Here is a 22,134-nt window from a genome sequence, read left to right as displayed (position 1 = left end):
AAGATAATAAAAATGAACGGCGCTCCGAAATTGAATAACCATTAAAACCAAGTATATGTCAGATACAGTAAATAACAAGGTCACCGATGCGGTAACGCAGACCAATGTTACAGTGCTCGGCGAATCGCCGGCTCAGGCAATGAGTATGTTGTACCAGATGGCAATGCATGCCAGCGGGATTTCAATACAGAACTCAGTAACTAACCAGCAGAATCTTAACCAGCTGAATCCTGCCATTGTAGCGGATGCCATTAAGATTTTGAAAGGATAATCTAAAACTTTACAACCATGGGAACGCAAAATTCAGAAGGAGCCCAGCCTGCCAATGCGGCAGAGGAAGCGGTGGTTTTCATTAACAAAGAAGTATTGTCTCCACCGGCAGCTTCCCCAATGACCGGTGCGGGAAAAGTAATGATCGACCAGTCCACGGGGATGATGGTTCAGGATCTCCAGTCTTTTTTAAAAGGATTTGAACAGGTAGGTCTCATCGCATTAAGCAGATTGGCCAATAATTTTCTCACCTACGGAACACCCAGCGAAAATAAACCGCCTCCAAAGAAAAAACTGACGGAAGGAGCAGCTGAAGAAACAGGAAGTGATACGGGAAATGAAATGATGCGGGATCTTTTTAAAATGGTGAGCGATTATGCCGAAGTGAAAACGAAAATCTCTACTGCAATCTATGCTATTAACAGCAATCTGAATCCGCCAGCGGCTGCCATGCCGGTCCAGGATCTTCCCAAAGAAGATGCTGAAAAAAAAAACAATTGACATCAGCGCCTACCAATGACAAACCAGAAGAACAGGACAGCATGGGAAATAAAACTTTTGAAGCTGGAGGCGGAGACGGGAAATTGGTGCTGAAATCTATTAAGCTGGCCCAGCCACTCGTAAAACCTAAGATTGAAGAAGCGGTAATTCCTTCAGAAAAACCTGAGAGCGATAAGCCCGCAAAGACCATAACAATGCAAATCACAGACAAACTTAAAAAAATAGGAAATGGATTATTCAAAAGATCATAATCTCAAAAAAATAGATCCCGCAGTCTACGAGGAGGTGTCAGTTGATGATAGGGAAAATACAGGGGCAGATCAGGAACAGGAGGAAAATATTCCTGTTGTGGAAACGGAAAATAATGCTGTGGGAATTGATATCAGTGCCATGCCCGTTGTGCTGAGTCATGAAGACGAAATCATCAATTATATCAAAGATAAAGCGACTAAAGCAACGCTGAAATCGTTAGCACCACTGTTGGAAAAGCTGGAAGAAGCCGTAAAACAGCAGGAGGCATATCAATCACCCGCTACAGCCGCTCCTGTAACCATGAACTATGAAGACCAGCTAAAAAAACTGCAGGAAACTTCAGCAATGAAGATTAAAGAGAAAGAACTGAAGATTGCAGAAAGAATGAATAAGCTGCAGGTGAGGTTTGCAAATATGAAGAAGTAGGTGAGGGAAGAGGGAGGTTCCTGAAGCCAAAATCTGAGCTGCAGAGCAATCATATTAAATCTTTAAATCTTAAAATCTATTCTGTCTGCTGGAAGTCAGCCGGCTAACTTCCCTCTTCCAGCTTCCATCCCTCCTGACTCCTCACATTAAAATAACACATAACCAAAACAACAGATCATTATGAATGAAATCAATACAGCCGTTATGGGAATGTCCGCCTCTGTGCCCGCCGCTATTTCTGCGCAGGTCAGTGCCCATTCCACAGGATTAATGCATATCAATTCTGCACTGAATCAGCAACGGGATGCTATGGTCGGAATGAGTAATTACGTGATGGGACTCAGAAAAATGAGTTCCGGGACATTCAGGCTCAAAAGTTCAAAAATATCTGGGAGAAGACGCTTTTAACAAAACTACGGATGCGGTATATTCCTCTGTAAAAATAGAAAACGGTGCCCTCAGCATATACAATCCGTCCATATTTATTCCACACCGTTTTTCTGATGCTCAGCGTGCAAAACAGTTAAGTCATCCATCCCCGGAACAGTCCACGTTCAGTGTACACAGCAGGAATACATGATCAGGAAAAGCTCAGCCGCATCCTTTTATCAGTCAATAAGGGTCAGGAATGACCTAAGAGTACAGCATAAAATTTAACTCCTGCACATGGTACAGATCAGATATCAGCCATTGTATTGAGAATCATCCATACAGCGAAACCGACCACAGTCTGCAACAATGCCTTGAAAATCTGCTTCATGCTATTATTTGCGGGAGTTTAAATAACACGAAAACTAGTTTAAATCAAAATAATTATTAACAGAGATCAGATCTCAAAAAAAACAATTACAACTATGGCAACAGTAAACGAACAAATCACAGACGCAGTAACGCAGTCGAATGTAAAAGTAGTAGGTGAATCTCCTGCAATGGCTTTAAGTAACGTGTATCAGTCAGCCGCACACTCTACAGGAATCATGTTTGAAAATGCGGTGAATACGCAGAACCAGCAGAACATTTTAGGGCAGGCAGCCACTACTCAGGGTATTATGCAGATTTACAGCATGGATACCATAGCAGATGCGGTTTCTATTGCGAAGATTCTGAAGCCTTAATTTTCCGGCACCTTAACATCCGGGCTTTACAGATCCGGCAGATCCGGGCTTTTTAATCCAACCAAACAATCATCATTATTATGGCAACAGTAAACGAACAAATTACAGACGCAGTAACGCAGTCGAACGTAAAGGTTGTGGGAGAGTCTCCTGCAATGGCTTTAAGCAATGTGTATCAGACAGCCGCACATTCCACAGGAATTATGTTTGAAAACGCAGTGAATACGCAGAATCAGCAGAATCTTGTGACTCAGGCGGCCACTACACACGGCATTGGTCAGATTTACAGTAAAGATACCATTGCAGATGCAATTTCTATTGCGAACATCCTGAAACCTTAAACGTTTCATTTCATTTTACAATAATCACAGGCCGGAAGTCCCGGTTGCTTTTTAACCCAATAAACAATAATCATTATGGCAACAGTAAACCAACAAATCACAGACGCGGTAACGCAGTCGAACGTAAAAGTAGTGGCAGAATCTCCTGCAATGGCTTTAAGCAACGTGTATCAGACAGCAGCACATTCCACAGGAATCATGTTTGAAAATGCGGTAAATACCCAAAACCAACAAAACATCGTAACCCAGGCAGCCACTACACAGGGTGTTACACAGATTTACAGCCTGGATACCGTAGCAGATGCGGTTTCCATTGCTAAAATCCTGAATCCTTAAAAAGTTTCAGCGGACGGCAAACAATAATCCTGATAACCGGATGATCCGGTTGTCTTTTAACTCCAATAAACAATAACCATTATGGCAACAGTAAACGAACAAATCACAGACGCGGTAACGCAGTCGAACGTAAAAGTGGTGGCAGAATCTCCTGCAATGGCTTTAAGCAACGTGTATCAGACAGCAGCACATTCCACAGGAATCATGTTTGAAAATGCGGTAAATACCCAAAACCAGCAAAACATCGTAACCCAGGCAGCCACTACACAGGGTGTAACGCAGATCTACAGCCTTGACACCATTGCAGATGCTGTGTCAATTGCTAAGATCCTGAATCCCTAAGAGGTTCCGGTAACGGCAGAAAACCTTTACAGCCGGATCATCCGGCTGTTTTAAACCCCAATAAACAATAATTATCATGGCAACAGTAAACGAACAAATCACAGACGCAGTAACGCAGTCGAACGTGAAAGTAGTAGCAGAATCTCCTGCAGTGGCTTTAAGCAACGTCTATCAGTCCGCTGCCCATTCTACAGGTATTATGTTTGAGAATGCAGTGAATGCACAGAACCAGCAGAATATCCTCGGCCAGGCAGCCACCACACAGGGTGTGATCCAGATTTACAGCTTGGATACCATAGCAGATGCAGTGTCTATTGCTAAAATCTTAAATCCATAAGTAAAGCGTGTTTTTTAGATTCCAGTCAGGGAGTGCATATGGTGTACTTCCTGATTTTTTGTTTTAGGGAATAGGGAATAGGGAATAGGGAATAGGGAATAGGGCCGGAAGGATAACTTCTGACCTTTATATTAAATTTTGAACCAATTTATAATCCCAAAACCCAAAAACCAAGGCTCTCTGACCCTCAAACTCTCCCTAAAAGCTTCCACCCTCTAACTCTCAAACCTGTAACTACTTATCCAGCAAAACAATCTCATCTGCATTAATGATCCGGTTCTGTACGGCATAAATTACGAGACCGGCCATATTTTTTACGCAGGTTTTGATCATCAGGTTGGTTTTGTGGGTTTCCACGGTTTTGGGGGAGATAAACAGGGCATCTGCAATTTCTTTGGTGCTCATCTGCTGGCACACCAGCCTCAGCACGTCAATTTCCCTTTCTGTGAGGTCATCTTTGGAGAAGGCGTGAAATTCAGGAAGCTTATTGGAAAGCTGGTGCCTCATCACGTCTACCTGATCATTTGAAAAATAATGGCCGTTTTCATACACGGCATTAATTACAAAGGGAAGCTCACTCAGCTCAATTTCTTTGGAAAGAAAAGCATGGGCTCCCATTTTCAGCATCTGCCCCATAAAGGAGCGCCTGTAAAAGCTGGAAAGGACAATGATTTTCATTTCCGTATCCGTTTGGGATAATGCTGAAAGTACGTCCAGGCCGCTGCCGTCGGTCATTCTCAGGTCCAGGATCAGAATATCGGGGCTGTGGGTTTCTATTTCTGTCAGGAAGGCAGTGCCACCCGTGCAGGTGAGTATGGTCTGGTAGCGGTCATCTCGGTTGATGTACTCCTGTAAAAGCTGGACAAAAAGAAGATCGTCATCTACGATCCCGATTTTTATTTTCTTAGATTCTTTCATGGTTTAATTTGATTTAAATGCCGTAAGGATCATCCATTGCGTTCCTTTTTCCGGCCTGGTTTTTAGTTTATATACTGCGTTGATCTGTTGTGTCCTTGACTGGATATTCCTGAGGCCGATACCTCCGTACCGGGTTCCTGTTTTAAAGCCGCAGCCATTGTCTTTCACGGTCAGAACAAGATATTGTGTTGAGATTCTGAGCCGGATTTCGACTTTTGAAGCCCCGGCATGCTTAAGTACATTGCTGATGAGTTCCTGAACAATTCTGAATAGATTTAATTTTACCGAACTGCTGATTCCATATCCGCTTCCGGAATGATGAAAAATAACAGGAATATCTTCAATCTGCTCAAGATAATCTGCAATGAGATCCGGAAGCTCAATATCATTCAGATCCGGCGGCGTAAGGTTGTGGGAAAGCTCACGGATCAGCTGCATGGAAACCCTGATGTCCTGGCTGAGCTCATTCGCACTTTTACCGGCTCTGTTCAGACGGATGAGGTTCAGTCTGGAGATAATATTGTCATGAAGTTCCTCTGCCAGGCGTTCCCGGTCTTTTTCCTGGATGTAAAGGGTGTTTTCCCAGCATTCCGTCTGGGTATTTCTGACCATCTGCATTACTTTTCTTTTATTTTTTTTTATACTTTTCAGATACGTGGAGGTGAGTACGGTTATAAACAGAGTCATTAAAAAGAGCAGCCCGATCCCGATCCATATCCACAGGACTACTGCCAGATTCTGATTTTCACGGTACGGCATCCCAGATTAACAATAGCAAGATAAAAGCAGAGCAAAAGGACTCCTCTGAAGAGCCATACCGGCGCCACCCATTCCATATGATTGTTGATCAGGAAATTGAAAGTGGTGGAGATCACCGTTTCGATCGAAAAGAACAGGAATACAGCAACGTTTACCGTAAACAGGGTTTTATCTGTCTGGCCTCTTCTGATCACCTGAAGAAAATAAAATCCTCCAAAACTGCAGATCACCAGGTTCGGGATCATGGTTGAGTAAAAAGTAAGGGTTTCAATGCTCTGATGGTACGCCATATTAAAGGCCAGCAGGATCAATGCGGAAAGATAGATAGGAATCCTCACAAAAGGGGAAATCTTAAAGAAATAGGCATTGTAAATTTCCGTCAGCGCAATCAGGCTCAAAAACTGGCTTAAGGAATAGTTGTATACGTTGTAGGAAGTAAGCTTCATCAGTCTGCCGATAAGGTCGGAGAGCTCCAAAGCTGCTTCACCCAGGAAAAAAAGAAGCAGCACGAACTTTTCTTTTATTCCGGTTGTTAAAAACAGGATCAGGCCGGTGAGCAGCGTCACGTTGATCAGCACCTGAAGAAAAAGCGACAGACTGTTATAAAATGCCATCACTTTTGATCAGAAGTTGGAAATTTTGCGGATCAGATGCGGAGAACGGCGGCCTTGGCGTAGAGAAATCTTCAGCTTCCCTGCTCATTTCATTCACTTCAAGATGCTTTACGGTAATGAATTCGATATGATAATCTGAAAGGGAACTTTGGTCTTTTAGAAGCGTCGTCAGCCCAAGGAAGCTGATGCAAGACCGGTCATCCTCAAGCCCCAGTTTTTCGTAATCTGAAAAAGGAATGGAGATGAGCCTGAAAAACGGTTTTTCCCTGTTGAGTTCCAGCCATGTACTGCCGAACATATTCCATCGGAAATTCCGGTTGATGGCCGATTCCCAATCGATGGACGGAGCCACCAAAGCCTCACTGAAATACGGCTGCCACGGATCCACGGAATCGCGGGTGAATTCTTTCACCAGAATATGGCTGAAATCTGCTGCTGCATCACTTTTGGAATCAATCAGGAAAAACTTCAGACGGCCTTCATCCATACCCGCATAGGCATGAATGGCCTTGTCTTCTTCATGCTCCAGATTGGCTTTCCAGTCCTGAATTTCCTTTCCTGTCACACTGAAATGCGTCCCCTGGTTAAGCGCATTAAGGATCTCCTGTTCACTTGCTTTATTCCCGATCTGATACAGTTCCGCTAAAGTATTCCATTTCCGGATGGCATGGCAGATGTTCTCAATTTCCATAATGTTGAATATTTGTGAATGATATTTCTTTATGGTTGAAATTTACGAAAAAATTGGATTTAAATCACATAAGCTAGAGATAGCTGTGGTTGATATTTATAATATGTAGTTTGTTTACGCTGAGCCTGAAAAAAGAATCTACTTCCGTAAAGGTTTAGAAGCTCATTTGATTTTTTATTTATTAGAGAATTGATTTTCTATCCTGAAGTGAAAAGATACTATGTCTGTATCTGGAGAGTTCAAATTTTTATTTCTGATTTTAATGTCATTTGGATTAAAAATTACGTTTTCCCGTAAGTGAGAATTAAAGATTTTTCTTATTATTGAGAAAACTTATCCATGATCAAAATTCATTCTGCTCAGTATGGCAGAAACAATATGATTTTATCATTAGATAAAAATAATTATTCAAAATTTTAGCAATGAACACAGGTGTGAAACTGGAAGCTGTTGCGGAGCTTCTGGACAGGCAGTTTTTTATTCGGTCTTATCAGAGAGGTTACCGCTGGGACGAAGATCAGGTTAATGATCTTCTTAATGATTTTAACGGCTTTGTCGAACAGGAGAATAAGCATGAAGATGAATTTTACTGTCTGCAGCCGGTAGTAGTGCGAAAAATATCTTTACAGGAAAAAATAAAGCTGGAAAGGTTAAACTTTTCAGAAGAACCTGTTTATGAAGTAATAGATGGTCAGCAGAGGATCACTACTATTGTAATTCTTTTGCACTATCTTCTCTTTGAGTTGTCGGGAAGTATACGTCTCGGACTACCTTCTATTACCTATGAAGTCAGACCTAAAAGCAAAGAAATACTAATGGATTTTAATGCCTATATGAAGGATCAAACAAAGGAAAAAGAGCTTGAAGATGATATAGATTTTTTTCACATGAAAATAGTTTATGATACTATTGTAAAATGGTTTGATGGAAAGAAAGACAAGCATATGTCTTTTTTAAAACTCCTTACTTCCTATAAAATTAATAATGTAAAAGTGATCTGGTATGAGGTTGAGGAAAATGAAAATAGTATAGCGGTATTCAGAAGATTTAATATAGGTAAGATTCCCTTGTCTAATGCAGAACTTATCAAAGCACTGTTTCTTAAGGAAAATGCGAATATAAATATTTCAGTTATATATTCTATTGCAAAAGAATGGCAGAATATAGAAAATCAGCTCCAAGATCCTTATTTGTGGGGATTTCTGAATCCAGATAAAAATTATACCTCCAGAATAGAGTATATTTTCGACTTGCTTTTCAAAAAAGAAAGATTTAAGTATGAAGGGGTTTATCTTCAGAGGTTTGACGATAATTTTGGAACTGATAAAAGCGCAGTATTCAGATTTTTTCAAGAAAGGATCACAGAAGCAGGAAATGATATCCAATCAGTATGGGATGATATTGTTCTTATCTTTGAACAGATTGTTCAGTGGTATAATAGTCCGGAGCATTACCATTATATAGGTTACCTGAAGAACTGTGAAAGACAAAAGAAAACTGGAGATGTGGTTTTTGATATTATAAAACTTACCGGAAAGAATAACGAAGCCGCTTTTGAAACTAAAGATGATCTTACGGATTATCTTATCAATAGCATTAAAAATATAACAAAAACATGGTTTGCAGATCAGCGGATCATATTGAAGTATGATCCGAAAAACCTGGAGAAATTAAGAAACCTTTTTTTTCTGTTCAATGTGGAAACCTGTATTAAAATTTCTTTATCCGGAAATGGCGAAGAGATCTACAGACTGCCATTTAAACTTAATAAAGATAACAGCTACGATATAGAACACATAGATTCTAAAACTGAAAGAGAGATTTCAGAAATGAATGAAAATGAAAGAGTACAGTACTTGAAAGATCTTTATCTTGATTTTGAAGCTGAGCTTTATTACAAAATACAGGAATTACATCCGGAAGCTTTTGAAGACGCAAAATTTTCACATCAATGGCTTGAGGAAAATATTGTTCCGGAAATGCCAGGGTTGGAAGCTATATTAGAACAGATTCTAGTTGAATTAGATAGTAAGTTGGCGGGGGATGGTGATCAGCTGCTCGATAAAAATATAATTGGTAATTTGACTGCTTTGAATAGCACTATTAACCGGAGCTATGGTAACTCTTTTTACAAAACTAAAAGAAGACGTATCATAGAAGAAGATCAGGCTGGAACTTACATTCCGATTATCTCAAAAAATATTTTCCTGAAATATTATTCCAAATATCCACAAAAGCAATCAAGATGGACTGCATCAGACGCCAGGGAATACACAAGAGAACTGGAAAATTGCCTTAAAAAATTTATGTAAACATGAGAACATACAATTTAAAGAGCTTCCTCACAGGATCTGTTACATCAGTAATACATAATGAAAATGATTACTGTTATGAGGCTGTCTATAATACCACTCAAACAGATGGTGATAATGAAACTGGCGATATTCTTTCTGTGCTGAAAATTCCTTTAATACAAAGAGATTATGCTCAGGGAAGAGTTGCTAATAAAGATTTACGGGAAGAATTTATCATTAAATTATTTCAACATCTTGAGAGCGGAGAAATATTGAAGTTAGATTTTATATATGGCTCCTTAAATCGGAAAAACGGAACCGTATTTCTTCCTTTAGACGGGCAGCAAAGGCTTACAACATTGTTTCTTCTCCACTGGTATATAATAAAAAAAGAATGTGGTCCAGATTCTGATTATGATGAAATGCTTACAAAATTCTCTTACGAAACAAGAGATACATCAAGGAGATTCTTTGAGAAACTCGCTGGATTTACGCTTACAGATAACCCAAAAGAAGATATAAAAAATGCATATTGGTTCAGTGATTACTTTCGGCTTGATCCTACTATCGATGCTGTGCTGAACACTCTGGAGACTATTCATACAATATATACCGGTATTCAACCAGAAAATTTACTGCATGTTAATCTGGATAAAATTGTTTTTTATGTACTTCCCATGGATCAGTTTAAGCTAACGGATGACTTGTATATAAAATTGAATGCAAGAGGAAAACTGCTTTCTTCCTTTGAAAATTTTAAAGCAGATTTAATAGGTTGGGTTAAAAACTGTGGAGAATTTGATGATGAAATACAAAATGAAAACGGAGATATTCTTCTACACTGTGATAATATTGCCGTAAAATTTGACAACAAATGGTCCCGTTTCTTCTGGAAAAAAGCTAAAAACGAGCCCAAAGAAAAAAAGACGATAGATCCTTATTTTTTTAGGTTTATACATCGCATTTTGATTAATGACTACATTTTATCATATAAAGGGACTGCCTCGGATCTTTTGAATGACGCAGTTTACACATCACTCCTTTTCAGGGAAAAAGAAATGTATTTTTCTAATTTTGAATTTTACAGAGCACTCATTTCAAAGAAATTCATTTTGAAGCTGGAGAAACTTCTTGATTTCTATTCCAAACACGGCTTCGAAGTATTTGAAAATGTTCAGCCTACCTGGGAAATAGGATATTCATGGGATGTCTTTAAAAAAGATAAAGACAATAGATTTACAATGGATGACAGGATGCTTTTCGATGCTGTAAATGTTTACGCAGAAAATAATGAATTTTTTGAACTTATTGCATTTAAAGACTGGATCAGAATTGTATGGAATCTTATTGTTGATCCAGATATCAGAAGTATAGGAGCGAATAAAGCAGCGATGCAATTCATAAGAGAGATTGCAGGCTATTCTTCTGATATAATGGTGAAACTTGCAGGTGGCAACCTTGATTATTTACTAAACGATAACAGGAATATTCATAGCATACAGCTCAAAGAGGAAAAGCAGAAAGCTATACTTTTATCTGACGAAAAGAATAATTGGAAAGAAATTATCCTGAGCGCAGAAAGCTTTGGCATGTTACAGGGGAACATCTCAGTTCTTATGAACGAAGCTGATTCTCCTTCTATTCTGGAGGAAAGATTCATAAAATTTAAATACCTTTTTTCTGCAAACAGACCCAATGAAATTCTTAAAGATGAACATCATGGTATAATGAGGTACATTTTAGCATCTTTTACAGATTGGAATAAATTATTGACATTCAATTTTTCCAGTACAATAATTAACTGGAAGACCTATCTCCGAAGAAATACTGAAGTGATGGAAGCAATTCGTGGATTATTAAATCTGGACGAAAATTTAATAGCTGCACATATTCTTGATACAATAAAAAAGTGGTCAAAACTGGATACAGATGATGAAAAGCTTAGGGTTGCCCATACTAATCTTTATAAAGATAATCATTTTCATATCTGGATGCAGAATGATGGAGTTAATAAAGTCAAATGGTTATGGAAACACTTTTTTGTCATAAGACCGAGTGCATGGTACAGTAAGGTTATGATTGATAATTATCGTAATGAACTTATTGAGCAGTTGATACAGGAGTTTGGAATTAATTTGCTTCATAATCACAAATGTCAGGATTCAGCATATTTCTGGGGTGAAAACCTTGAAATAAATAAAGAAGCAGATGGTTATAATATTAGCTTTTATTTTGATAGTGAAAAGACACTTTATATAGGATTAAAAAAAGAGTTTAATAATAATCTGGCACTTACCGAAGAAGGAGATGAGGTCTGGATAGATAAATTGATTTTCGATTATTCCGAAATAAATAAAGTTTCGGAGGTAAAACCTTTCATCGAAAAAATCAAAGCAAGCGTAATCGAAAAGGACAGTACATTTTTCAAGATATTAGATGTATCTTACATATCTCCGAATCACAGAGAAATCGATTAAGATCTTTATGATCTTTGGAGATACAAGATTATTAACAAAAAACAGCCAAAGAGCTCCCTCTTCAGCCGTTTTTTGAAAAATATATATATCAAGAATCTAATCCTTAATAACCATTTTTTTAGAACCGGTTACCTTTCCGTCCGTAGTCATTTTGTAAATATAATGACCGGATGGCAGGTCGGAGCCGGACAGTGAGATGGTGCCGTTTCCTTTTTCACGAAGCGGAAGGGATTTTACCAGCTGGCCGGAAATATTGTAGACTTCAATACTTGCTGTTTTTGTATGGTTGGGAACGTAATAGCTGATGCTGGTTCCGTTTTGGGTAGGATTGGGAACATTCTGCGATAACCTTGCAACGTCTGATGAAGACAGTTCCGCAGACGCACCATTTTTATTCAGTAGCAGCTGCTTGAGTTCTTCTACTGTATTTTCCAGGTTTTTAATACGGTCTTCCAGTTCCTGAATGGTTTCATCGGCAGATCCCATTTTGCTGAGTGGAGTGGTGGAAACCATTACATTTCCGCTGGCGTCTACTACCAGGGCATTTCCGCTTCCTGTAGGCAGATTTTCGTGTCTTACTGTTCCTACCGTGTGGAAATTGGCTGTTGGTGCCAGAGTGAGGATTCCTACGCTTTTGTCTTTGATCAGCATGGTGGAAGTGGAAGACAGACCGAACATGATGGACAGTGGAATATTATTCGTCAGTTTTGCGCTTCCTATTCCGGCCCCGATTACGAAAGAGCGGTTTCCCGTTGCCATCAGATCAATCCCGAATCCTCCGGAATACACATCTTTAAGGTCGATCCCTACACCCAAAGCAAACTGGTTGTGGTTTCTGATAATGTTTTTCCAGCCCAGGGCAACAGACTTGCTTGAGCCATTCAGCACGGCATTGGCCTGTCCGCCTACCACATTAGCACCTCCGCCATTGCTTAGGTCGTTTTCCCAGCCGCTCACCAGCGAGCTTCCGGCCCCTCCGCCAAGAATATTCCCACTTCCGGTCACAATGCTTCCTTTTACTTTGGCGACATTGGAATTGTTTACGGCATCTACAATGAAAGAACCGGCTTCATTAAGGATAGCCTGTCCCGGATTCGCCGATGCTCCGTTAGTTCTAAGGAAAAAAGCCCGCGCATCTACGGTTCCGGCGTAATTGGCAGGGGTGATTCCTGCGTTTCCGGTAATTTGCCACTGCTGGGCACTTACGATGCCTGTTAAAAGGACCATAGCAGCTGCCAGGCCACTTTTCATGGATAATAATGGTGTTCTCATAAATTTTGAATTTGATGGTTTTAGTTGTCACTAATGTATGAAATATTATTATTGAAAATTGTTTTTAATCACGTTTATGTGATTTTATTTTGGCTATTGTAGTGTGTAATTCAATGATAAAGCTGTTTTGTTGAATTATTTTTAATTTCTATGGACTTTATTGTTTTAATCTAATAATTTGTAAACCCTTTTCAATAGGGGATTTTAAAGGAAAATGGTTTTTGATATATTTTTTTACAGTTCAGATAAAAAAATGCTTTACGGCTTCCCGTAATGTTTCCTTTAAGGTTGTTTGTAGTTTCGAACCATAAAAAAACGAAAAACAACAACTCAAACATTATGAATAAAAAAACGACTCCTGCAGATCTCTTTTTGGGGATTCTTGCACTCCTGCTAATCAGCGTAAGCTTCTATCAGACCTGGTTGGGGCTGCAGCAGATCTTTGGACCTGCCTCACTGGTTATTGCCCTGGTTTTATCCCTCCTGCTTCTGTTCCTTTGCTGGATGCTCCGCAATGCCAAGCTGGAAGGAAGACCTACCGGAAGCCTGGTGGGAATTTATGTATTTATAGCCTCCTTTTGCTTTATTGCCAACTTTAATGCCCTGTACACCCGATTTATGAAAACGGATATCTATACCGATGAACTCAGGGAAATCAATAAAAGCTTCATGGCTCTTGAAAATAATGTGGAATCAAAGCTGAGCTACAAATACAACAAGATCACCACCCAGAATATTGAGATCAAGAAAAAACAGCTGATGGAGCAAATCAAAGATCCCGGGAATAAAGGAATCGGAACCCGTGCCCAGGCGCTTATCAAGGACATTGAGAAACTTACGGATCAGAAAGTGGATCTTCTGACTCCTGTAGGAAACGACTATGCAGATCTTTCAGAAAGAATGGGCCACCAGATTGATAATATGATCTCTGACCTCTCACCGGAAGAAAGAGCCCTGAAAACAGACCTGAATAATGCAGCCCTGAAATGGAACAAAAAGATCCAGGATCTGTTACTGCTGTCCAAAAGAGAAAAAGATGAGCTATCACAGGGTGTTATAGATGAATCCCTTGCGGAATATAACAAATTGGGAAGCAGGGCCCAGAATGTTCTGGGAAATGATAAAATCCATTTTGAGCCTCTGGTTTCTCAGACCCAGGAAGTGGGCAAGATCGGTTTTGCCTTTGAACATGCCATTAAAAACTTCGGGATGTACCAGTTTGTGGTGCTGGCCGGATGTATTTTACTTGATTTTGTGATCGTGATTATCATTTTGCTGGTCACTAACCCGGACAATAACAGAAATAACCGGGGCAGTGTTTTTACGACTAAAAGAAGCGGTAATACTTTAATTCCGAATAAATAAAACATGGAAAATAACAGCGAAAAATTCAAACCCCTGTCCTTTGAAAATGAGGGGACCGGGGAAATGTTCAGGCCTTTGTCCTTCGAAAACGACCAGGAAAACCCTGAAGATTTTGTTCCCATTGCAAGAACCATTTCAAACGATATCAAAAATAAGGAAAGTAATTTCGTGTTTTTCTTCGGAACTGCGGATTCGGGGAAATCGGTGATTCTTTCTTCCATGCTTTATTATCTCAAATCCCATGCAGGTGTACTGAGACCAAAGCTTGGAACGCCCAATACCAAAGAAGCCAACGTTCTTCTGTCGGATTTTTTTGAAAACATCAGGCAGGGAATTTTGCCCAACCGTACCACACGGGATCAGGTGACGCGTCTTGACCTGGTTTTTGAGCCGAATAATAAATCAAAAAAGGTGGTTCCCATTGATCTTACATTCCTGGAAACCTCAGGGGAAAATCATAACCAGATCAGAAGGGGAGGCAGCTATCACAGCAGTATCGAGTCGTTTTTAAATGCCAATGTTCCGCTTACCTTTATCATTGTAACAAGCTATGATTCGGCCCACAAAGAAGACAGCCTGATCAATGAATTCCTTGATGAGCTCGAAAGAAAAGGGAAAAACCTGAAATCAGTCAATGCAGTCCTGGTGATTTCCAAATGGGACAAATCCGGAAGAATGGATGTGGAAAGTGCAGAAGAACTGGAAGGTTTTATTTCAGACCGGCTGCCAATGACCGCCCAGAGAATCAATACCTACGGGCTGAGCAAATCCTATTACACCATCGGGAGCGTCCAGAATTCCGTAGGGCAGGAAAGAGTAAACCTGCTCAACCTGTCTACCGCTGAAGTTTTGTCAAAGTGGCTCTACAGAAGCATTACCGGGTATGATCTGGATTATGAGGGAACATTTTGGGAACGGTTAAAATTTAGTTTCAGCAATTGATGGATACTACTTACTTTTTTTCCGCATTCGGGACCTTCGGAAATCCGAACGGGTTCCGCCAGTCTTACTTCCTGGGAGGAAATGCAGACATCGTGAGACACATCAGAACTTACGATTTAAAAACAGATGCCATCAAGCTTTTTCCCGGCAGCCGGATCTATGGAATGCGTAAGGAGGCGGCCGGAGCATCGTCTCTTATTTCCTATTCCGTGTATACCTTTGCCAAAGAACAGAATTCCCAGCGGGGAGGAACGTTTATCGGTTCAAGTCTTATTTTTGTCGATAAAACCGCTTCAGAAAGCATTATTGTAGATGTTTTGGATGAATTCCACCAATACCTGGAAAAGCATAATGTGACGGACGGAACTATTGCCATTAACCATTCCGATAAATTTTCCATCGATAAGCCCAAAGATTATGATAAAATAAGTCTGAACGCCCGCGAACCGGAAGATGGCGGAACCGCGCAAATGGGAAATAATTTTCTGGTGGTATACAGCGAAATCAATGCATCCCAGCTGCAGCAGCTTTTTACCAAAGGGATGGGACTGCTGAATTCGTACGATATGATCTATTTTACGGGAAACCATGAAGTGGCCGAATTTGTTCAGCAGAAAGGGATCTTTAAAATTGTAGACCTCGATGGTTTTGAACGTGAGATCCGGAAATCCGATGAAGAAAAATCAAGGCTGCTCAATGCTTACATCCAGGATCTGGAACAGGAAAAAAACAACCTGGAAGCAGACCGGAAAAAGATTCTCGATCAGCTCCATCATCAGATCGGCCAGAATGAAAGAAAGCATCAGGAAAATGAAGAGAAGATTCGGGAATCCAAAGAAGGAATCAATATCGTTAATAAGGAATTTGACGGCTATCATAAGCATATTGAAAACCTGATCAGTACATTAAAATCCGATGGGAAAGTGGAATCTGTCAAGAGGCAGCATCTGGAGAACAGGAAAGTATTTTCAGATACAATCAAACGGAGTAAAGAGGTGGTAACGATTAGTGCGGTGAGCACTTCATCTCCGTTAAATCAGAGGAATACAGCACCGGTTTTAAGAAACAGCATTGAAGGATTTAGTGGCGGAAGAAACCATGAGAAGAAAGAAGTCCAACTCAACGGTTATAAAATAGCTTTCTGGAGTCTTCTCCTTCTATTGACGGCGGGCGCTGCATCTTACATTATATTTTTTGACGGCGGTAAAATAATGGTGTTCCCCACAGAAGCACCTGTAGTCATTGAAAACAGCAATACAGATATGGTGGATGCTGCCAATACGGTTTCAGAAACTCCGGCAGCAGTTCAAACGGTCGGTTTAAATCCTTTCCCGAATGCAGAACTGAATGAAAACGACTGGCGGCTCGTCTCAAAAAAAACATCTCCCGGTGTAAAGATAGACAGCCTGATCAATGTGATTTATAAGGAAAATCCTTCAACCATCAAAGACTATTACAAGCATCAAAAAAAAGACTATAAAGCCCATCTTTATTTTTTAAATGAAAAAAACTTTACAATCAATGGCAGCGATACCATCCTGACTGATACCTTGAAGAAAATCCCCAATTACATAAAACAAGCATTAATACAGTAGCCGGTTTAATGTAAAAATATTAAGATAGAAGGTCACCCTGCTTAAAAAAATCTGCAGATTTTTTCTTAATGATTCTTAGCTCCTTAATCAAATCTTAATGTTTCAAAAAAAATACATTATCTAAATCAGGCTGCCCTTTAGGGCAGCCTGATTCTATTTTTTTCTCCCATACATAAGGATTCTTTTAAAAGCATAAATAGCCGGCAGTTTTGGAAAATGCACCGCAATCCGCCTTTTAAATTCTGCGGTGAATGATTTCTGCTGTTCCTCATCAAGTCTCTCCAGATACGGGATCAGTGCTGATCCGGAAATAAAGTTGAATAAAGTGTCATGATCCTCAGCGATAATAGGATATACTTTTTGTGAAAGATTCAGATCTTCAAGTCCGTTATCAAACAGGATTTGTGCATATTCATCAATGGTAAGAACGGAGGAAGGGCGGTTCCAGCCATTAAGCTGTGTGCGGAAAGGTTCAGCATCAGCCAGTTCAAAAAGTATTTTATTCAGTGTATTACCCGGCTGGTAGGGCATTTGCACAGCAAATTGGCCGCCGGACTTAAGTTTGGAAATGAGTTTGGGAAACAGCTCGTGATGGTGGTCAGACCATTGTAAAGCGGCATTGCTGAAGATCAGATCCCAGTTTTCGTCGCTATCCAGCATTTCTTCCGTGGTTGCCATTTTGAAATGTAAACGCTCGTTTTCCAGAGCTTTGGATTTTTCAAGCATTTCAGGAGAAGAGTCTATTCCGGTAAATTCAGCATTCTGAAATTTTTCCGTCAGGATGGCGGTTTGTTCACCTGTTCCGCAGCCAAGATCTACCGCTTTCATCTCTTTTTCTTCGGTAATCAGTTCCGCAAGATCATAAAATGGTTTGAAACGTATATTTTTAAATTGATTGTAGACTTCAGGATTCCAGGGCATAATCTGTAATTTTAAATGGGAATTCAATTTACTCAATCCCGAACAGAATGAAAAAAAATAAGTATTAAAAGATTCTTAAAAGAAGGGAAGAGGGAAGCTGGAAGATTGAAGTTACTGAAAGGAGAAAAAACAATTAATGCCCTTTTTAATGGAATTTCAAGGCTTTATGAAATTAGAAAGTTTATATAAACACACTGCCGGTAATTAACAGACGGGGATTAGCTCCCATCTTCCAGCTTCCCTCTTCCCATCTCTCTTTTCCTCTTCACAAAATCTGCCCGCTCTCCTTAATACTGTTCATCACGAAGATGCTTTTCGTCTGCCCGATTCCTTCAATTTCGGACAGCTTATTCACGAAAAATTCATGGAACTCATCCATATTCGGGGCCAGAATTTTCAGCATAAAGTCGAAATCCCCGCTTATATTGTAAAACTCAACCACCTCTTTCAGTTTCCCGACCTCTTCAATGAATCTCCCTGCTGTTTTTTTATTGTGTACATTCAGAGCGATCATACAGATCACCATCATGCCTTTATTCACTTTTTTGCGGTCCAGTACCGTAGTGTATTCCTTGATGATTCCCAGCTTTTCCATCCGTTTGATCCGTTCATGGGTAGGTGTTGGGCTTAAATTGATCCTTGCCGAAATATCACGCACACTCATTTTGGCATCTCTCTGAAGCAGGCGGAGGATGGAAAGGTCCTTTTCATCGGGGGTGTATTGTTCTGTGGTCATTTGTTCTGTTTTTAAAGCGGTAATTACTCGTATTAGTGTATTTGTTCTTTGTATTTTGTTTAAATAATTAATTTGTTCCAAATTTAGCACATAATTTTCACATATGTTCTTTTAAACTTAATTTTGCAGGAAATTTGAACAGATGGATACAAGGAAAAACTTAATATTAATTTTAGCATCGGTAGGAACTTTTGTAGAGGCTTTGGATATTGCCATCATTAATTTAACGATTCCTTCCATTCAGGAGCAGTTCCATATCGGAGCGGAGACCGTACAGTGGCTGCAGACTTTATATGTACTGTTTTTTGGAGGATTTCTTATTATTGGCGGAAAACTTTCGGACCAGATAGGAAGAAAAAAGATTTTCCTTATCGGAGCTTTGATTTTTATGCTGACTTCGTTAGGGGCCGGACTTTCACAAAGTTTTGAAGTGCTGGCCATCTTCCGCGCCCTGCAGGGATTGGGAGCAGCCCTGATTATGCCTTCCGCATTATCCATTGTAACGAATACCTTCAGAGGTGAGCAGGAACGTAACCGGGCCATCGGAATTTTCAGCTCGTTTGCTGCCATCGGTTCGGGAAGCGGGCTTTCGGTAGGAGGAATTATCAGTACTTATCTGAGCTGGCATTGGGTATTCCTGATCAACGTGCCTATTCTTCTCATCACCTTGGTTTTTGCATACCAATATCTGCCTGCTGATGAAAAAAGTGAAGCCGGGCAAAAAACAGATCTTGTTTCAGGAATGCTGCTGGTTTTAGGTCTTTTAAGTCTTACCTACGGAACACACGAATTGGTACATATCAAAGAAAATCCTCTGTTAATTGTGGGTTCTCTGGTACTTTCGGTATTGTTTTTAACGGTAGTATTCAGAAGATTAAAATCAATCTCCCAGCCACTGATTGACCTGAACTTGTTCAGACATCGTTCATTGATGATTTCCAATGCGGTGTTTTTCACTTTGGGAGCATTTTTCATAGGATTTTTGTTTTTGATTTCACTAATGCTTCAGAAAGATATGGGCCACACGGCGGCTTCAGCTGGGCTGATGCTGGTTCCTTTCAGTATCATGTCTGCACTGGCTGCCAAATTTGTACTGCCCCATGTCTCCAAAAGATTAAGTTCTTCCCAAATGGGTGTTTTCGGATGGAGTTTTATGCTTGCCGGTGCTTTATCATTACTGATTGCCGTTTATACAGGACATCCGGTAACGATGGTATTACTGGGCGCCGCCTGCATTTCAGGTATAGGAATGACATTCTGCTTTACGGCACTTTCCGTTATGGGAATCCAGGATGTAGAACCTTCCCACTATGGCGTGGCATCCAGTTTAAGTTCTACCAGTTATTTCCTGGGTGCAGGAATCGGATTATCATTCATGACGTTAATGGGCCAGATCTTTCCGTCAAAATATGCCGTTGGAGATTTAAGCATAATAATCCTGGTTGGATACGCGCTGATCGCTATCGGAATGCTCTTGTACTTTATTTTCAGAAGTTTAAAGAGCGGGCAGGTGGAAATAGTAGTTTCATAAGCTAATTGAGCAAAGAAAGCAAAGAAGGCTAAAGGGCAAAGAGGCAAAATCGCTAAAGGGCAAAAAGGCAAATTTGCAGATTAGCGAATTAACTTTTTCAGCCTCATTAGCCTTCTTTGCTTCCTTAGCCCTTTCGCTTTTCTCTATCTTAGCACTATGAAAATACAGATCATCAGCGACCTTCACCAGGAATTCGGATCTACAGATTTATCTTTTGATCATGCAGACGTTGTCGTATTGGCTGGAGATATCAACCTGGGTACAAAAGGAATTGACTGGGTCAAATCTAAAATAAAAGATAAGCCGGTCATCTATGTTCTGGGAAATCATGAATACTATAAAGGCTCTTATCCAAAAACGTTAAATAAAATCAGGCAAGCCTCCGAAGGATCAAATATCTCTGTCCTTGAAAATGAATCTGTGGATATAGACGGGATCCGTTTTCATGGAGCAACATTGTGGACGGACTTTTCCATATTTGGAAACCCGGTTAATTATGGGATGATCTGTCAGCCCAAAATGAATGATTATAAAATGATCAGACGGGATCCGTCCTATTCGAAAATGAGAACACTGGATACGTTTAAAATTCATCAGCTTTCAAAACTCTGGCTAAAAGAGAGTCTGGAAGAATCAGCAGGTTTAAAAAATATTGTTGTTACTCATCATGCACCAAGTATAAAGTCAGTACCTGAACAGTATAAAGAAGATCCTCTGACTTCTGCCTATGCATCTGACATGGAAGATTTCATTACAGAACATCAACCGCTGTACTGGATTCACGGACATATTCATACGCCTTGCCGGTATACGATCGGAAAAACCGAAATCATCTGCAATCCCCACGGCTATATTGATGAAAGGTATAATGGGTATGAAAAGGAGTTGATTGTTGAAATAGTCTAAAAGCGAAGAAAGCTAAGGAGGCAAATAAGCAAAATCGCAAAAAGGTGAAAGGGCAAATTTGCAAATCAGTGAATTTGCTTTCGCAACCATCTTAGCTTCCTGTACTTTCTCTGTTTCCTTAGCTTTCTTCGCGATTTAGCCATTTCGCCTTTTTACCTTTTCGCCCTTTCACCAAAAAAAACTACTTTCGTACCAAAATTCACTTCCCATGCGCAAGAAAACCACTGCTGAAACTCCGGAATTCGTCTCCATGTTTACTTTTGAAGAGCTTCTTCAGCAGGTGGAGTTTGATCTCCGGATCAAGGAATTTGTGGTCATGGAGATTGATAAGGCTACGTATGCTGTAAAACTCAACACGCCCTATCAGTCAGATTATTTCTGTATTTTTTTGGTGCAGGAAGGGGATATCCGTTTCAGGCTTGACGATAAAAGTTATGAGGTATCTCAGGGCGATGTTGTTTTTTGTCCGTTTGGGGAAACATTTTGGATAGAAGAGATTTCCGAAGACTACAGGTCAAAATATATTTTCTTTTCCCTTGAATTTATTTCCCAGGCAGGATTCAATTACAGATCTGTTGATGTAATGAAAAGCCTTTCTTCAGATCCCGCAGTAATCATCAGGAAAGAAATGGATTTGTTCAGAAGAATGAATTTCCATCTTGATGAATTAAAAGCGCTGAATAATACTGAGAAAGATAATTATTACTTTAACGAAATGATCTGGCATCACTTTTCCCTGGTGATCTATGAGATCGACAATTATTTTAAAAAAACCGAAAGGCCACATCAGGTAACCCATCGGGAAGATGAGCTTACCACAAGTTTTTTTATTCTGGTGCAAGAGCATTTCAAAAATGAACATAATGTACAGTTCTACGCAGATAAACTATGCATCAGCCGTAAATACCTGACCAAAGTGATCAATAAAACCACTTTCAAATCACCGCGCGACATCATTCATCAGGTTTTGGCTGTGGAAGCGCGGTTACTTCTTAAAAATCCCAATCTTAATGTCAATAATGTGGCGGTCCAATTGAACTTTTCTGATCAGGCGTCGTTCAGCAAATTCTTTAAAAAACACAGTGGAAGATCGCCTTTGGAATACAAAAAAGATGATTTATATTGATAATCAATGTTTTGTGTTTTTGTGGTATTGAGTATTGATGTCTTTTTGCTAAATATCTAGTGTTTTT

The 22,134-nt window shown here is 39.9% G+C and carries 25 protein-coding genes; 18 read left to right on the top strand and 7 right to left on the bottom strand.

Annotated features, from left to right (window positions below):
* Positions 1 to 55 precede the first annotated feature (55 nt).
* The 10 genes from B7E04_RS17690 (at position 56) to B7E04_RS17645 (ending at position 3,920) form a co-directional block, all read left to right on the top strand.
* A complete protein-coding gene (locus tag B7E04_RS17690) occupies positions 56 to 271 on the top strand; it encodes a RebB family R body protein (RefSeq protein WP_034728290.1) in 216 nt (71 codons plus the stop codon).
* 17 nt (positions 272 to 288) lie between these two features.
* Positions 289 to 771 carry a hypothetical protein gene (locus B7E04_RS17685; RefSeq protein WP_080779891.1) on the top strand — a complete coding sequence of 161 codons (483 nt, stop codon included), beginning with the start codon at positions 289 to 291 and terminating at the stop codon, positions 769 to 771.
* Complete coding sequence (locus tag B7E04_RS17680; RefSeq protein WP_080779890.1) at positions 768 to 1,022, top strand: hypothetical protein; 255 nt, start codon at positions 768 to 770, stop codon at positions 1,020 to 1,022. Before B7E04_RS17685 ends, B7E04_RS17680 begins: the two co-directional genes overlap by 4 nt.
* Entirely contained in the window at positions 1,000 to 1,449 is a 450-nt protein-coding gene (locus B7E04_RS17675) for a hypothetical protein (protein WP_080779889.1), read from the top strand. Before B7E04_RS17680 ends, B7E04_RS17675 begins: the two co-directional genes overlap by 23 nt.
* Before the next feature lie 180 nt (positions 1,450 to 1,629).
* Complete coding sequence (locus B7E04_RS17670; RefSeq protein WP_080779888.1) at positions 1,630 to 1,857, top strand: RebB family R body protein; 228 nt, start codon at positions 1,630 to 1,632, stop codon at positions 1,855 to 1,857.
* Positions 1,858 to 2,303: 446 nt separating this feature from the next.
* On the top strand, positions 2,304 to 2,564 hold the full coding sequence (locus tag B7E04_RS17665) for a RebB family R body protein (protein WP_080779887.1): 261 nt from the start codon (positions 2,304 to 2,306) through the stop codon (positions 2,562 to 2,564).
* An 80-nt stretch (positions 2,565 to 2,644) separates the two neighbouring features.
* The gene (locus B7E04_RS17660) at positions 2,645 to 2,905 is read left to right on the top strand and encodes a RebB family R body protein (protein ID WP_080779886.1); all 261 of its coding nucleotides are present in this window, start codon (positions 2,645 to 2,647) and stop codon (positions 2,903 to 2,905) included.
* A 75-nt stretch (positions 2,906 to 2,980) separates the two neighbouring features.
* Entirely contained in the window at positions 2,981 to 3,241 is a 261-nt protein-coding gene (locus tag B7E04_RS17655) for a RebB family R body protein (RefSeq protein WP_034728083.1), read from the top strand.
* Positions 3,242 to 3,322: 81 nt separating this feature from the next.
* Positions 3,323 to 3,583 carry a RebB family R body protein gene (locus B7E04_RS17650; RefSeq protein ID WP_080779885.1) on the top strand — a complete coding sequence of 87 codons (261 nt, stop codon included), beginning with the start codon at positions 3,323 to 3,325 and terminating at the stop codon, positions 3,581 to 3,583.
* 76 nt (positions 3,584 to 3,659) lie between these two features.
* On the top strand, positions 3,660 to 3,920 hold the full coding sequence (locus tag B7E04_RS17645) for a RebB family R body protein (RefSeq protein ID WP_080779883.1): 261 nt from the start codon (positions 3,660 to 3,662) through the stop codon (positions 3,918 to 3,920).
* Between the two features lie 234 nt (positions 3,921 to 4,154).
* Here B7E04_RS17645 and B7E04_RS17640 read toward each other — a convergent pair whose 3' ends face one another.
* The 4 genes from B7E04_RS17640 to B7E04_RS17625 are packed head-to-tail and all read right to left on the bottom strand — an operon-like array spanning position 4,155 to position 6,902.
* Positions 4,155 to 4,838: a response regulator transcription factor gene (locus tag B7E04_RS17640; RefSeq protein WP_080779882.1), complete on the bottom strand. Its 684-nt coding sequence runs from the start codon at positions 4,836 to 4,838 to the stop codon at positions 4,155 to 4,157.
* Positions 4,839 to 4,841: 3 nt separating this feature from the next.
* Positions 4,842 to 5,597, bottom strand: coding sequence for a sensor histidine kinase (locus B7E04_RS17635; RefSeq protein WP_080779880.1), 756 nt, complete (start codon positions 5,595 to 5,597; stop codon positions 4,842 to 4,844).
* On the bottom strand, positions 5,564 to 6,211 hold the full coding sequence (locus B7E04_RS17630; protein ID WP_080779878.1) for a hypothetical protein: 648 nt from the start codon (positions 6,209 to 6,211) through the stop codon (positions 5,564 to 5,566). Before B7E04_RS17630 ends, B7E04_RS17635 begins: the two co-directional genes overlap by 34 nt.
* The gene (locus B7E04_RS17625) at positions 6,198 to 6,902 is read right to left on the bottom strand and encodes a hypothetical protein (RefSeq protein WP_080779876.1); all 705 of its coding nucleotides are present in this window, start codon (positions 6,900 to 6,902) and stop codon (positions 6,198 to 6,200) included. Before B7E04_RS17625 ends, B7E04_RS17630 begins: the two co-directional genes overlap by 14 nt.
* 422 nt (positions 6,903 to 7,324) lie before the next feature.
* Here B7E04_RS17625 and B7E04_RS17620 point away from each other — a divergent pair, with 422 nt between their 5' ends.
* Entirely contained in the window at positions 7,325 to 9,214 is a 1,890-nt protein-coding gene (locus B7E04_RS17620) for a DUF262 domain-containing protein (RefSeq protein ID WP_080779875.1), read from the top strand.
* Between the two features lie 2 nt (positions 9,215 to 9,216).
* Positions 9,217 to 11,673 carry a DUF262 domain-containing protein gene (locus B7E04_RS17615; protein ID WP_080779873.1) on the top strand — a complete coding sequence of 819 codons (2,457 nt, stop codon included), beginning with the start codon at positions 9,217 to 9,219 and terminating at the stop codon, positions 11,671 to 11,673.
* A 96-nt stretch (positions 11,674 to 11,769) separates the two neighbouring features.
* On the opposite strand, the gene B7E04_RS17610 is transcribed toward B7E04_RS17615, so the two are convergent.
* Complete coding sequence (locus B7E04_RS17610; protein ID WP_080779870.1) at positions 11,770 to 12,945, bottom strand: T9SS type A sorting domain-containing protein; 1,176 nt, start codon at positions 12,943 to 12,945, stop codon at positions 11,770 to 11,772.
* A 339-nt stretch (positions 12,946 to 13,284) separates the two neighbouring features.
* On the opposite strand from B7E04_RS17610, the gene B7E04_RS17605 reads away from it, so the two are divergent.
* From B7E04_RS17605 to B7E04_RS17595, 3 genes are read left to right on the top strand one after another with little or no spacing between them, the layout of a single operon-like run.
* Positions 13,285 to 14,310 carry a hypothetical protein gene (locus B7E04_RS17605; RefSeq protein WP_139785434.1) on the top strand — a complete coding sequence of 342 codons (1,026 nt, stop codon included), beginning with the start codon at positions 13,285 to 13,287 and terminating at the stop codon, positions 14,308 to 14,310.
* A gap of 3 nt (positions 14,311 to 14,313) precedes the next feature.
* Complete coding sequence (locus B7E04_RS17600; protein ID WP_080779867.1) at positions 14,314 to 15,252, top strand: hypothetical protein; 939 nt, start codon at positions 14,314 to 14,316, stop codon at positions 15,250 to 15,252.
* On the top strand, positions 15,252 to 16,847 hold the full coding sequence (locus B7E04_RS17595; protein WP_080779866.1) for a coiled-coil domain-containing protein: 1,596 nt from the start codon (positions 15,252 to 15,254) through the stop codon (positions 16,845 to 16,847). Before B7E04_RS17600 ends, B7E04_RS17595 begins: the two co-directional genes overlap by 1 nt.
* Before the next feature lie 153 nt (positions 16,848 to 17,000).
* On the opposite strand, the gene B7E04_RS17590 is transcribed toward B7E04_RS17595, so the two are convergent.
* Together B7E04_RS17590 and B7E04_RS17585 are read right to left on the bottom strand one after the other, a co-directional pair.
* Positions 17,001 to 17,768, bottom strand: a complete 768-nt coding sequence (locus tag B7E04_RS17590) for a methyltransferase domain-containing protein (RefSeq protein WP_080779864.1) — start codon at positions 17,766 to 17,768, stop codon at positions 17,001 to 17,003.
* Between the two features lie 265 nt (positions 17,769 to 18,033).
* Positions 18,034 to 18,504 (bottom strand): Lrp/AsnC family transcriptional regulator, encoded by a 471-nt coding sequence (locus B7E04_RS17585; protein WP_080779861.1) that lies wholly within the window; start codon positions 18,502 to 18,504, stop codon positions 18,034 to 18,036.
* Between the two features lie 142 nt (positions 18,505 to 18,646).
* Between B7E04_RS17585 and B7E04_RS17580 the strand changes: the two genes are divergently transcribed.
* The 3 genes from B7E04_RS17580 to B7E04_RS17570 all read left to right on the top strand — a co-directional run bounded on the left by B7E04_RS17580 (position 18,647) and on the right by B7E04_RS17570 (position 22,067).
* On the top strand, positions 18,647 to 20,035 hold the full coding sequence (locus B7E04_RS17580; RefSeq protein WP_080779860.1) for an MFS transporter: 1,389 nt from the start codon (positions 18,647 to 18,649) through the stop codon (positions 20,033 to 20,035).
* A gap of 156 nt (positions 20,036 to 20,191) precedes the next feature.
* On the top strand, positions 20,192 to 20,941 hold the full coding sequence (locus B7E04_RS17575; RefSeq protein ID WP_080779858.1) for a metallophosphoesterase: 750 nt from the start codon (positions 20,192 to 20,194) through the stop codon (positions 20,939 to 20,941).
* A gap of 208 nt (positions 20,942 to 21,149) precedes the next feature.
* A complete protein-coding gene (locus B7E04_RS17570) occupies positions 21,150 to 22,067 on the top strand; it encodes a helix-turn-helix domain-containing protein (protein ID WP_080779855.1) in 918 nt (305 codons plus the stop codon).
* Positions 22,068 to 22,134: the final 67 nt, after the last annotated feature.

This window comes from Chryseobacterium phocaeense, assembly GCF_900169075.1.
GTDB lineage: Bacteria > Bacteroidota > Bacteroidia > Flavobacteriales > Weeksellaceae > Chryseobacterium > Chryseobacterium phocaeense.
Note: the sequence above shows the minus strand (reverse complement) of the source record. Positions and strands in the feature narration are given on the sequence as shown.